Source organism: Pseudomonas sp. MRSN 12121, assembly GCF_000931465.1.
In the GTDB taxonomy this organism is placed as follows: Bacteria; Pseudomonadota; Gammaproteobacteria; order Pseudomonadales; family Pseudomonadaceae; genus Aquipseudomonas.
In genome coordinates this window covers 2,959,284-2,971,513 of record NZ_CP010892.1, presented here as the reverse complement: position 1 = coordinate 2,971,513, position 12,230 = coordinate 2,959,284, and the positions used below count along the sequence as shown (strand labels likewise).

Genomic DNA, 12,230 nt, shown 5'->3' with positions numbered 1-12,230 from the left:
GCAGGCTGCGGGCGCAACTTCCGACCGACGGGCAAGCCGCGCCTGCCTCCTGCCGGTTCCACGCGCCGCGCAGACGCCCCCCTTGAGCTAAGCGCAGTTTGCCGGCCGGGCCCGATTCTACGACCGCCGGTCATGCCCACGGGCCGGACCGCCTCGCCTGGAACAGAGTGGCCTGTGGGCGCCGCGGCGATCAGAAGTCGGTGGAGGCCGACAGCGCCCGCCAGGTGGCGGTTTCCTCCTCGACATAGGCGTTCTTCGCCGCGATGGCCGCCAGGGTGTCGGTGCCCAGGGGCAGGCGCAGCGGCGGTTGCTGTGCCTCGACCAGGGCGATCATCGCCTGCGCCAGCTTGTCCGGGTCGCCCGGCTGCTGCTGGTTGTAGGCCTTGGCCTGCTGCCGCACCAGGCCGACGGTCGGCTCGTAGTCAGCGATGCGGGCGGGCGATTCCAGCAATGAATTGCCGTCGAGAAAGTCGGTGCGGAAGTAGCCCGGCTCCACCACCGTGACCTTCACCCCCAGGGGCGCCAGCTCGCTGTGCAAGGCTTCGCTCAGGCCTTCGACAGCGAACTTGGTCGAGCAGTAGACGCCGTAGCCCGCCCCCGATTGATAGCCGCCGATCGAAGAGATATTGATCACATGGCCGCTGCGGGCGGCGCGCATGTGCGCCAGCACCCCGCGGGTCACGTTGAGCAGGCCGAACACATTGGTTTCATAGACCCGGCGGATTTCCTCGCTGCTGGCCTCTTCCACCGCGCCGAGCAGGCCGAAACCGGCATTGTTGACCAGCACATCGATGCGGCCGAAGCGCTCGACAGCGCTCTGCGCCACCTCCCGGGCCTGGGCCTCGTCGGTGACGTCCAGCTGCGCGGCGAGCAGGCCCGGCTGCGCACCGAAACGCTCGATGAGCGACTGGGCATTGCGCGCGGTAGCCACCACCGCATCGCCATGGGCCAGGGCCGCGGCGGTGATCCTGGCGCCGATGCCGCGGGAAGCCCCGGTGATCAGCCAGACACGTTTGAAAGGGGTTTGCGAAGTCATGATCGATACCTTGTCAGGAGTGGGTGAACACAAGGTACGCACGCGCATTAGTCGGAAAAATCGTCTTGTGCTACAAGCACTATGAATCTCTCTTTCATAATGGCCTTGCGATGAACCAGGACCCTTTCGACGGCTTGACCGAGTTTCTCGCCGTCGCCGAGCACAAGAGCTTCACCCAGGCGGCCAGCCAGCTGGGGGTGACCCCGACCGCCGTGAGCCAGGCGGTGAAAAACCTCGAACGACGCACCGGCGTCTTGCTGTTCCAGCGCACCACTCGCCGCGTGGCCCTGACCGAGGCCGGCAGCAGCCTGTTCGCCCGCCTGCGCCCGGCCGCCACTGAAATCGGCGATGCCCTGGCGGTGCTCGGCAGCTACCGCGAGCGGCCAATGGGCACCTTGCGCCTGACCGCGCCGCGCCTGTCCGGCGCTCTGCTGCTGGAACCCTTGATTCCGCGTTTTCGCGCCGCCTACCCCGACGTCAACCTGGAGATTTCCCTGGACGACGCCACGGTGGATCTGGTGAGCGAGGGCTTCGACGCCGGCATCCGCCTGGGCGAGTCCCTGGAAAAGGACATGATCGCCGTGCGCCTGACCCCGGACCTGGCCTGGTCGGTGGTAGGCGCGCCAGGCTATTTCGCCCGGGCCGGCAGACCGCAGACTCCCGAAGAGCTGACCCGGCACCAAGGCATCGGCTATCGCTTCATCACTTCAGGCCGGCCCCATCGCTGGGAGTTTCGTCATAGGGGCCGGGATTTCACCGTCGGCGTCCAGGGCGCCCTGGTGGTCAACGACCGCCAACTGCTGCTCGCCACGGCACGGGCCGGCCAGGGGCTGGCCTACGCCTGCGACATCGAGATCGCCGACGACCTGGCCAGCGGGCGCCTGGAACGCGTGCTGCAAGCCTTCGTACCGCCCAGTTCCGGGCTGTACCTGTACTTTCCCAGCCGTACCCAGAGCCAGCCGAAACTGCGCGCCTTCATCGATACGGCCAGGGCCTGGGTGGCCGAACAAGAGCGCTCCTGAGCGCAGCGGTTTGTCGATCTACGGCAATCCCGGCCACCCCTGGGCTGACTACGCTTGCTCAAGGCTGAACAACCTGCCGAGGAGAGCCGTCATGTCGCACATTCATCGCATCACGCCCTGCCTGTGGTTCGACCACCAGGCCGAAACCGCCGCCCAGTTCTACTGCTCGATCTTCGAGCACTCTCGCATCACCGCCCTCACCCATTACGGCAAGGCCGGGTTCGAGTTCCACGGTCGCCCCGAAGGCTCGGTGATGACCGTGTCCTTCGAGCTCGACGGCCAGAGCTTCACCGGCCTCAATGGCGGGCCGCTGTTCCAGTTCAGCGAAGCGGTTTCGTTGCAGGTCAACTGCCAGAACCAGGGGGAAATCGACCACTTCTGGAGCGCGCTGTCCTACGGTGGCGATCCCCAGGCCCAGCAGTGCGGCTGGCTCAAGGACAAGTTCGGGCTGTCCTGGCAGATCGTGCCCAGCGCGCTGGCCCGCTGGATGAGCGGCCCCGACCCGGCCGGCGCGCAGCGGGTGATGCAGGCCCTGCTGGCGATGAAAAAACTCGATATCGCCACCCTGGAGCGAGCCTTCGCCGGCGAGACCTAATACACTCGGTGGCCGATGCCTGTCGCTGGGATGCCCTTGATGAAGCCGAGCCCGACCACCCGCTGCGCTACCGCCCCGCAATTCTGGCGCGATGCGGCGCTGCCCTTTATCGAGGCCCGTTCGATCGCCGATGGGCGCAAGGTCTGTTACAGCCGGCATTCCCATGCGTTCTTTTCCATCGGCGCCATCACCGCCGGGCAGAGCATCTACCTGCACGAACAGGCGCGGTTTCGCATCGACACCGGCACCGTGGTGCTGATGAACCCCGGCGAGGTGCACGCCTGCAACCCGCTCGAGGACCAGCCCTGGTCGTATCGCATGCTGTATGTCGATACCTCCTGGCTGACCGAGTTGCAGCACCAGCTGGGGTTCAGCCAGGACCTGGGCTTTCGTGCCTTCTCCACGCCCTACAGCACCGACCCCGCGCTCTATGCCGGGCTCAACCGGCTGTATGAAACGCTGGTGGACGAACAAGCCGAGACGCGGCACAAACACAGCGCCGCGGTGGCGTTTTTCAGCGACCTGCAACAACGCCTGAACCCGGCCAGCCAGCCGCCCCGCGCGAGCAACCAGAAGCTGCGCCGGGCCGCCGACTACATCCGCACGCACTGCACCCATGCGCTGAAACTCGAAGACATCTGCCAGGCCGCCGAGCTGTCTCCGTCCTACCTGATCCGTGCCTTCAAGCGGCACTACGGCATGACGCCCCACGCCTTCGTGGTCAACCAGCGGGTGCAATTCGCCCAGGGCCGGCTGCGGGAAGGCGAGCCGATCGCCGACGTGGCCCTGGAAGCCGGCTTCGCCGACCAGGCGCATTTCCAGCGGGCATTCAAGCAGTACATGGCTGCGACGCCGGGGCAGTATCGCGGGTGATGCGCCAGCCCTGGCGTCCCTGATCGCGAGCAAGCTCGCTCCTACAGGAGATCGCAGGCCCTTGTAGGAGCGAGCTTGCTCGCGATAGGCCAGAACGCCTGACCCCTCCTCTCATGGCAACAACAGGTACACCGCGCTCGCCACCAGCAGCAACGCCATGCTGCGGTTGAACAGGCGCATGCCCTTCGGGTTGCTCAGGTACTGGCGCAGGAAGGTGCCGGCATAGGCCCAGCAGGCGATCGACAGGTAACAGATCACGAAATACACCAGCGCGAACTGCCACACCAGCAGCGCCTCGCCATTGGCGGCGAACGCCCCCATGCCGGCAACGCAGGCCAGCCAGGCCTTGGGGTTGAGCCATTGCATGATCGCGCCGTACAGGGCCGACGGCGCCCGGGCCTGGCCGTCGCTGCCCAGGCGGCCATCGTCCACCGCCAGTTTCCAGGCCATGAACAGCAGGAAGGCCACCCCGAACAGCTGGATGCCCCGGGTCAGGAACGGCCACAGCCGCAGCAACTCATGCAGGCCCAGGCCGATCAGCACCAGCAACAGCACGAAGCCCAGCGTCGCGCCGCCGACATGCCGCAGGCTGGCGCGAAAGCCGAACTGCGCGCCGGAACTCAGGGCCACGATATTGACCGGGCCAGGGGTAATCGAAGAGGCTAGCGCGAAGGCCGCCATGGAAAACACTACGCTCATCACACACCTTCATGGGATCGATCGGAAAGTCCGGCGACCACGTTAGGTGCGCGAGCCACCCCCTGTATTGAAGAAAACACCCCTGCGCCCGGAGCGCCCAGCATGAGCCCGATCGACCTGCAGCCGGCCCAGCGCGACGACTGGCAATGCCTCGAGAACCTGATGCAGTTCTACCTGTACGAACTCAGCGAATGGCTGCCACTGGAACTCGGCCGCCACGGCCTGTTCCAGATCCAGTCGCTGGACCGCTACTGGCGCCAGCCCGGCACCCGCCCCTGGCTGCTGCGGGTCGACGGCGAACTGGCCGGCTTCGCCGTCGTCGACGACAAGGTGCACCTGGCCCAGGCGCAGCACAACCTCGCCTACCTGTTCGTGGCCCGGCGCTTTCGCGGCCGCGGCATCGGCCGCCAACTGGTGACGCAGTTGCTGGCGCCACGGCCCGGGCAATGGCAGGTCGTCCATATCGACGCCAACCGGCCGGCCCGGGATTTCTGGGCCCGGGTCATTCCCCAACTCACCGCAAACGCTTACCGCCGCCACCCGATCAGCGCTGACGGTTACCCCTGCACGCGCTATGCATTCGACGGCCTGGCAGCGGCCGGATAACCATCGGACGGCTGCCGGAGCCTTCTTCCAGCCACGAAAAAATATCACGCGTGAGCTATTGAACAGCGACAAATCATCCTGTAGTTTTTCTCACGCGTGATACGTGAACAACGGAGTCACCCCATGAAAAAGCCCCGTCCGGCCCGTCAGCTTGCTGACCCACCGGCTTCCTCAGAGAGTCGACAAGGAGAGCGCTCGCCCCCCTCTGAACACACAGCGTCCAGCGACAAGGCGTCCGGCAAGAAGCCGTCGAGCTTCTACATGAAGCAGATGCGCGCAGGCCTGAGTGCCGCTGGTTATGTGAAACACGAAACCTGGGTACTTCCGGAAAACCGGAGCGTGCTCAAGCACATTGAGAAGAAGCTGCGCCAGCCCCTGATCGGCGGCGCACCGGTATTGGAGAATGAAATGATCGCAGGTGAGAACTGGACCATCGACCGCCTCTTCAGCGCCTTGCAGGCCCTGGACGAAGTGACTTCGAACGAAATCGGCCTGACCCTGGTTCAAGGGGCCGAGCAAAGCATCAAGCTGGACATGCACGAGTTCGGCGGCCTGCCGATCTACATCGCGGTGGTCGGCGAGCAGATCATCGTCGACACCGTGCTGGTGGACCTGGAATCGATCAACGACGTGCCTCGCTTCAACGACGCGGTGCTGCGCAGCCGGGAGATGTTCCCCCTCTCCTCCATCGGCATCGAGTCCATGCCCAACGGCCAGACCGTCTACAACATGTTCGGCGCCCTGAGCTCGGCATCGAACCTGACCAACGTGGTCACCGAGATCAAGACCCTGGTCGACAACGTCCAGCGCGCCACCGAAGCCTTCGCCGGCTTCTTCAACTGATTGCCCTGCATCCGGAGTACGCCTCAATGACTCAGTCCATCTGGAACAAACTCTTCACCGCCCTGCGCGGCGGCGCCAACGAAGTCGGCGAAGCCATCGCCGACCAGCAGGCCCTGCGCATCCTCGACCAGGAAATCCGCGACGCCGACAACGCCCTGGCCAACGCCAAGCGTGAACTGGTCACCATCATGGCCAAGCACAAGCTGTCCACCGAGCGGGTCAACGAATTCAACGCCAAGATCGCCGACCTGGAATCCAAGGCGGTCGCCGCCCTGCAAGCCAACCGCGAAGACCTGGCCCTGGAAGTCGCCGAAGCCATCTCGACCCTGACCACCGGCCTGGAAGCCGAGCAGAAGCAGGCCAGCGAGTTCGGCACCTATGCCGAGAACATGCGCAAGGACATCGGCAAGGCCGAGGCGCGCATCCGCAGCCTGCGCCAGCAGGTAGACATGGCCAAGGCCCGCGACAGCGTGCAGAAGGCCCAGGTCAGTGCCTCGATCGCCAGCGGCGGCGCCAACGGCAAGCTGGAAACCGCGGTCAACACCCTGAACCGCCTGCAAGCCAAGCAGGACCAGCGCGCGGCGGAAATGGAAGCCCAGGAGCAACTGGCCGACGCAAGCAACGGCAACGACCTGGAGCGTCGCCTGCGCGAAGCCAACATCGTGCCCGACCAGGGCAGCGCCAACGCCATTCTCGAGCGCCTGAAGAAACAGAAATCGGCCGAGTAAGAAAAAAGGCACGCGGTGTCATGCCACGGAAACGGTAGGAGCGAAGCTTGCTCGCGATGATCGTTAATGGCACCGCGTACTGACTGGGTATGCGCAGCACTCTGCAGTCCATCGCGAGCAAGCTTCGCTCCTACAATGGATTCTGGCCTATGGGAGGGCCGCGATGGTCGCTGCAAATGGCTTCAAGACCTTGGCGGGCCTGGCCCTGCTGATGGTCGCGGTACAGCTGCTCAACAGCCTCAGCGGCTACAGCCTGAATGGCTTCGGCCTGATCCCGCGCACCCTGCAGGGCCTGCCGGGGATACTCGCCTCGCCCTTTCTCCACGCCTCCTTCACTCACCTGAGCGCCAACCTGGTGCCCTTCCTGGTGTTGGGCGCCATGGTGGTTGCCGAAGGCCAGCGGCGCTTCGTGACGGTCAGCCTGATCATCATCCTGCTCTCCGGCGCACTGGTGTGGCTGTTCGGCTTTCGCGGCATCCACGTCGGCGCCAGTGCCTGGGTCTTCGGCCTGTGGACCTACATCCTCACGCGCGCCTGGCTGCTGCGCAGCTGGGCCAGCCTGCTGGCTGCCGGCCTGGCGCTGTTCCTGTATTCGGGCCTGGTGCTGGGGTTCGTGCCGCGGGCCGGGGTGTCCTTCGAAGGGCACCTCGCCGGCGCCTTCGCCGGCTTCATCGCAGCAAAAATGCTTTTATCCGGCGCCAAGCCGATGTCTAATGCCGCGCGGCAATGACGACGCCCTGCCCGGGCGTCGCCTGGCGCATCACGGATAGAACAGTTCATCAGGAAATCAGGGATTCGATGTCGATTTTCATCCTGCTTAGGGTCTACGCGGCCACCTTCTTCCAGCGCTTCGGCTGGATGGGCCTGGCCATCGCGCTCGGCGCGCATGCCGCGACCTCCTACCTCGGCCTGGTGGTCCTGGGCGAGCAGCACCTCACCGCGCCCGCGACCTTCATCTATTTCTACTTCACCACCACCCTGACCGTGGGTTATGGCGACCTGTCGCCGCAATCCGCCGCCGGCCGGGTGTTCGTCGCCGTCTGGGTGATGCTCGGCGGCATTGCCCTGCTGACTGCGGCCATCGGCAAGACCACCAGCAGCGTTATCGACGTATGGAGAAAAGGCATGAAAGGCAAAGGCGACTTCACCGGCAAGACCGGCCATACCGTGCTGGTCGGCTGGGAAGGCGCGTCCAGCGAACGGGTGATCGAACTGCTGCTACAGGACGAAACCTCCAACGACAACCTGATCGTGATCTGCGACGCCACCCTCGACGAGAACCCGATGCAGGGCAAGGCCGCCTTCGTCCGCGGCGAGAGCCTGTCGTCCGCGGCCCTGCTGCTGCGCGCCGGGGTGCCCGGTGCCGAGCGTGTGCTGGTGCGCACCCGCGCCGACGACCTGACCCTGGCCAGCGTCCTGGCGATCAACCAGCTGCGCCCCAGCGGCCATGTGGTCGCGCATTTCAACGACAGTGAAATCGCCACCCTGGCCGCCTCCTACGCGCCGAAACTGGAATGCACCTCGAGCATGGCCATCGAAATGCTGGTCCGCTCTTCCCAGGACCCCGGCTCCTCGGTGGTGATCAACGAACTGCTGTGCGTCGGCGAAGGCGCCACCCAATATGTCATGCGCCTGCCCGACAGCTATGAATGCGGTTTCGCCGAACTCTACGTGCGCCTCAAGGCAGACTACAACGCGACCCTGATCGGCTATCGCCCGCGTGGCGCGCAACAGCCGCAGATCAACCCGCGCAGCGACACGCGGATCCAGGGTGGCGACCTTTTCTATATCGCTTCCAACCGCCTCAAGGACATCGACAATGGGATGGTTTAAACGCTTCATGGGCTTGCAGGCCCCCACCAGCACCGCCGCGGTTTCCTCGGCCGGCCCGCTCGGCCTGAACATGGGCGCCAGCGTCCGCTTCGACGCCAGCCTCAGGCTGCTGCTCGACGGCAAGACCGGCGTGGTGATTCCCGGCGACCAGGCGGTCTACAGCGAAGGCCGGGTCGACCTGGGCCAGTCCGAGTGGTTGTCGCGCTATTACCTGGACGACGAGGACTACTGGCTGCAAGTGCATACCAGCGGCGGCGTCGACGGCGAGGTCAAGTCGGTGATCCTGTTCAATTACCTGAGCAACCAGGCGATCAACAGCGAAGCCGAGTTGCGCCGCCTGGCCGGCCCCAACAGCCTGATCGGCCGCCCCAGCTACAGCCTCGACGGAGTCGAGTACCAGCGCGAATGGGGCACCGAGGCCGGCCAGACCGAGCTGGTGCCGCTGCACGAGCAGGTCTCCAAGCCGGACGAGACCTTCTCTTTCGACAGCCATTCGATGCTGTACGCCCGCGAAACCGGCCTGACCAATCGCCGCGAATTCCTGCTGTTTTCCGTGGAGCAATACGCCGACGGTAGCGTCAGCCTCGTGAGCTCCCTGGGCATTTCCCTCTACATGACCGACCTGCAAACCCTCTGACAAGGACCAGAACCCATGCTTGAAGCCCTTTCCATTTCCCTGAACAAATTCGCCGTGGTCGGTTTCCTGACCTACATCCTCGGCGCGGCGGTGCTGTTCGTCCTGTTCCAGTTCGTCTACACCCGCCTGACACCGCACAAGGAGTTCGAGCTGATCCGCGAGGGCAACGCCTCCGCGGCGATCGCCCTGGGCGGCGCCATCATCGGCTTCGCCATTCCGGCCAGCAACGTTATCGCCTACTCCATCAGCCTGCTGGATTTCGCGGTCTGGGCGCTGATCGCCGCCGTGGTGCAACTGCTGGCGTTCCTGATGACCAGCCTGGTGCTCAAGGGCACCTCGCAACGCATCCGCAACGGTGAAATCGCCGCCGGCATCTACGTCGCCGCCGTGGCCATCAGCGTCGGCCTGCTCAACGCCGCCTGCATGACCCCTTCGCAGAACTGATCGACCGCACGGAGCATTCGATGAAACGAAGCCAATACGTCCAGCTCTCCCTGGCCGCCTCGGTGGCGCTGGCGATCTCGGGCTGCAACTCGGAGCCGGATACCCTCGCGGTCCAGCAGAAATTCAACTTCCAGTCGGTGCAGGAATGCGTGGACGGCAAGATCGCCGTGGACGTCTGCTCCGATGCCTACATCAAGGCCATGGCCGAGCACCGCGCCCAGGCGCCGGTCTACGACAGCCAGGCCGATTGCGATGCCGACTTCGTCGAGAACTGGTGCCAGGTGGACTCCAACGGCAAGTTCGTGCCGAAGCTGGGCGGCTTTGAAATCAACACCCAGGGCGCGTTCACCCGCGAGCAGCTGGCGGCGGCCGGGGTCAGCCCCGAGGCCGGACGCAGCTCGTCGTTCAGCAGCAGCGACAGCGGACTGCTCACCGGCCTGCTGATCGGCAACATGCTCAGCGGCGGCAACCGCAACTATTACTCCGAGCCGGTCTACCGCTACCGCGACGACCGCGGCGGCTACGCCAACTCGACGCTCAACCAGCGCATCGCCAGCGGCTCGACCTTCTCCAAGTCGCGCCAGGCGCAATCGGGCAACGGTTTCCGCGTCACCAGCCCACGGTCGATGTCGGTCTCCTCCTCCACCTCCCGTGGCGGCTTCGGCAGCCAGGCCAGCGCCCGCAGCGGCTGGGGCGGCTCCAGTTCGAGCTCGGGCTGGAGTTCGGGACGCTCGAGCAGCTAAGGGGCCGCGCCATGAAGAAGATCCTCTGCAACGAACGCCCGGACTGGCGACAGACCGCGGAAAAACTCGGCTTCCTGTTCCACACCATCGACGGCGAAGCCTATTGGGACGAAAGCGCCTACTACCAGTTCAGCCTCAAGCAGATCGAGGACGACCTGGAAGACCCGACCACCGAGCTCCATGAGATGTGCATGGACCTGGTGGGCCGGGTGGTGCACGACGAGGCCCTGCTGGATCGCCTGAGCATTCCGCCGGCCTTCTACGACATGATCCGTACCTCATGGCTCGAGGGGCATCCGCACCTCTACGGCCGCATGGACTTTTCCTACAACGGCCAGGGCCCGGCCAAGCTGCTGGAGCTGAACTACGACACCCCCACCAGCCTCTATGAAACCGCGGCGTTCCAGTGGGGCTGGCTGGAGCAGAACATCGAGCGCGGCCTGCTGCCGCGCCATGCCGACCAGTTCAACAGCATCGACACCCGCCTGCACCAGGCCTTCGCCCAGCTGGGGATCGAGCGCCCGTTCTATTTCGCCTCGATGAAGGACTCGGTGGAAGACCGCGCCACCACCGACTACCTGCGCCTGATCGCGGAAAAGGCCGGCCTGGAGTCGCGGCATATCGACGTGGAAGACATCGGCCTGACGGACGACGGGCGTTTCGTCGACCTGCAGGACCGCTGGATCCCGCACCTGTTCAAGCTGCACGCCTGGGAGTTCATCTTCCACGAACCCTTCGGCGCGGCGATCGCCGGCTGCGATACGCAGTTCTTCGAACCGGCGTGGAAATCCATCCTGTCCAACAAGGGCATACTGCCGCTGCTCTGGGAGGCCCACCCGGGCCACCCCAACCTGCTCGAAGCCCACCTGGACCCGCACCCGCAGCAGGCGGTGCCCAAGGGCTGGGTGCGCAAACCGTTCTTCTCCCGCGAAGGCGCGAACATCGAACTGCGCACCCCGGAGGACCAGGTGGTCAAGGAAGACGGCCCCTACACCGACGCGCCCTACATCCTGCAATCCTTCGCCCCGCTGCCGCGCTTTGGCGACAGCTACACCCTGATCGGCTCCTGGGTCATCGGCGACCAGGCCGCCGGCATCGGCGTGCGCGAAGACAACAGCCTGATCACCAAGGACTCCAGCCGCTTCCTGCCGCACCTGATCCTTGACTGAAATGCGCCGGGGCGCGCAAGGCGCCCCGATTACCTGGCGGACTGTTGGCGAAGACTTCGAATACAACAACGGGCGCCCGGACTGTTTTGCGCTAGTTACCCAGAGCGTCTCAATAACTTGCCGCCTCATTTATCTGTATTCAGACACAGACTTTACTTAAAGCTGAACCAGCACTTAATTCGCGGCAATTTAATCTTGACTTGATACCGGCGCCTGAGTAAATTGCGCGGGCCGGTCAAACCGGCCTTTTTTCAACTCACTAAAGAAGCCAATGGACACAGTATCTAGACGCTGTCTGGCCCTTGCATTCATGCAGAGCCGGGCACTGACCCAGACAATGACGGGGCTCGACTTTCGGTCGGGTAAGCTGCGCTAGAGCTTGACGCTCCTTCGTAACTTGCCTTCACCGGAACCAGTCCGGTCGCGAGGCAACGGTTATGAACTTCAAATCCACTGTAATGCCCGGCGTACGCGCCTTTGCATCGACCATGCGGGTCAAGCCCCACGCTGAGCGTGTTGGCGTCGCGCGGGTCGACACCCTGTATTCCGCCCCCTCCCCCCAAGCCCGGCCACGGGCCAACTGGCGCGTCTGCCCGGTAACCTGCCGGCTCCAGCAACGCTGGAGTTTCGACGACAGCCAGGACCCTCAGAGTCGAAGCCTGGCGGGCCTGCTGATGCGGGCCGGCCTGCTGCTGAGCCTGTCCCGGGACTCGCACTTCTAGTTCACCGAAGGCACTTGAAGTCCTTCAATAACGTTTTCCTTAGTTAAGGAATTCGGCAACTTTCTATTGCCTGCTTAAAACAAAAAGTTGGTGGTAATTGTTATGGACGAAGCCAGTAGTAGGTTCGTCGCCTATTCATGCCCAGTGGATAGGCGGCGAACGTTAAACCCCATAAGACACAACTACCTGAATCGATCGCTTACTTGCGGCTCGACATACGTTCGCTCGTCTTTGAATAGGTGAGTGGTCTGTGTGTCGTGCCGCCAGACCGCGGCAGGAG

Annotated in this window: 15 protein-coding genes; 13 read left to right on the top strand and 2 right to left on the bottom strand. The window is 64.4% G+C overall.

The genetic code is table 11. The features are described from left to right. Positions 1–190: 190 nt before the first annotated feature. Complete coding sequence (locus tag TO66_RS13660; RefSeq protein WP_044462817.1) at positions 191–1,036, bottom strand: oxidoreductase; 846 nt, start codon at positions 1,034–1,036, stop codon at positions 191–193. A gap of 110 nt (positions 1,037–1,146) precedes the next feature. Between TO66_RS13660 and TO66_RS13655 the strand changes: the two genes are divergently transcribed. The 3 genes from TO66_RS13655 to TO66_RS13645 all read left to right on the top strand — a co-directional run bounded on the left by TO66_RS13655 (position 1,147) and on the right by TO66_RS13645 (position 3,526). Further along, the gene (locus TO66_RS13655) at positions 1,147–2,058 is read left to right on the top strand and encodes a LysR family transcriptional regulator (protein ID WP_044462816.1); all 912 of its coding nucleotides are present in this window, start codon (positions 1,147–1,149) and stop codon (positions 2,056–2,058) included. 91 nt (positions 2,059–2,149) lie between these two features. After that, positions 2,150–2,653, top strand: coding sequence for a VOC family protein (locus tag TO66_RS13650; RefSeq protein WP_044462815.1), 504 nt, complete (start codon positions 2,150–2,152; stop codon positions 2,651–2,653). Between the two features lie 39 nt (positions 2,654–2,692). After that, on the top strand, positions 2,693–3,526 hold the full coding sequence (locus TO66_RS13645) for an AraC family transcriptional regulator (protein WP_044462814.1): 834 nt from the start codon (positions 2,693–2,695) through the stop codon (positions 3,524–3,526). Positions 3,527–3,637: 111 nt separating this feature from the next. Here the strand turns inward: TO66_RS13645 and TO66_RS13640 are convergent, their stop codons facing one another. Beyond that, the gene (locus TO66_RS13640; RefSeq protein ID WP_044462813.1) at positions 3,638–4,225 is read right to left on the bottom strand and encodes a LysE family translocator; all 588 of its coding nucleotides are present in this window, start codon (positions 4,223–4,225) and stop codon (positions 3,638–3,640) included. A 102-nt stretch (positions 4,226–4,327) separates the two neighbouring features. On the opposite strand from TO66_RS13640, the gene TO66_RS13635 reads away from it, so the two are divergent. The 10 genes from TO66_RS13635 (at position 4,328) to TO66_RS13590 (ending at position 11,950) form a co-directional block, all read left to right on the top strand. Then, complete coding sequence (locus TO66_RS13635; RefSeq protein WP_044462812.1) at positions 4,328–4,831, top strand: GNAT family N-acetyltransferase; 504 nt, start codon at positions 4,328–4,330, stop codon at positions 4,829–4,831. A gap of 123 nt (positions 4,832–4,954) precedes the next feature. Continuing rightward, positions 4,955–5,674 (top strand): YjfI family protein, encoded by a 720-nt coding sequence (locus tag TO66_RS13630; protein ID WP_409077171.1) that lies wholly within the window; start codon positions 4,955–4,957, stop codon positions 5,672–5,674. 26 nt (positions 5,675–5,700) lie between these two features. After that, positions 5,701–6,402, top strand: coding sequence for a PspA/IM30 family protein (locus tag TO66_RS13625; protein WP_044462810.1), 702 nt, complete (start codon positions 5,701–5,703; stop codon positions 6,400–6,402). Between the two features lie 163 nt (positions 6,403–6,565). Then, a complete protein-coding gene (locus tag TO66_RS13620; protein ID WP_044462809.1) occupies positions 6,566–7,132 on the top strand; it encodes a rhomboid family intramembrane serine protease in 567 nt (188 codons plus the stop codon). A gap of 68 nt (positions 7,133–7,200) precedes the next feature. After that, a complete protein-coding gene (locus TO66_RS13615) occupies positions 7,201–8,235 on the top strand; it encodes a potassium channel family protein (RefSeq protein ID WP_044462808.1) in 1,035 nt (344 codons plus the stop codon). Continuing rightward, positions 8,222–8,872 carry a DUF2491 family protein gene (locus TO66_RS13610; RefSeq protein WP_044462807.1) on the top strand — a complete coding sequence of 217 codons (651 nt, stop codon included), beginning with the start codon at positions 8,222–8,224 and terminating at the stop codon, positions 8,870–8,872. Before TO66_RS13615 ends, TO66_RS13610 begins: the two co-directional genes overlap by 14 nt. A 15-nt stretch (positions 8,873–8,887) precedes the next feature. Continuing rightward, complete coding sequence (locus TO66_RS13605) at positions 8,888–9,316, top strand: DUF350 domain-containing protein (RefSeq protein ID WP_044462806.1); 429 nt, start codon at positions 8,888–8,890, stop codon at positions 9,314–9,316. A 20-nt stretch (positions 9,317–9,336) separates the two neighbouring features. Then, positions 9,337–10,059 carry a DUF1190 domain-containing protein gene (locus tag TO66_RS13600; RefSeq protein WP_044462805.1) on the top strand — a complete coding sequence of 241 codons (723 nt, stop codon included), beginning with the start codon at positions 9,337–9,339 and terminating at the stop codon, positions 10,057–10,059. A gap of 11 nt (positions 10,060–10,070) precedes the next feature. Beyond that, positions 10,071–11,228 carry a glutathionylspermidine synthase family protein gene (locus TO66_RS13595; protein ID WP_044462804.1) on the top strand — a complete coding sequence of 386 codons (1,158 nt, stop codon included), beginning with the start codon at positions 10,071–10,073 and terminating at the stop codon, positions 11,226–11,228. Positions 11,229–11,665: 437 nt separating this feature from the next. After that, positions 11,666–11,950, top strand: coding sequence for a hypothetical protein (locus TO66_RS13590; protein ID WP_044462803.1), 285 nt, complete (start codon positions 11,666–11,668; stop codon positions 11,948–11,950). The last annotated feature ends 280 nt before the right edge of the window (positions 11,951–12,230 follow it).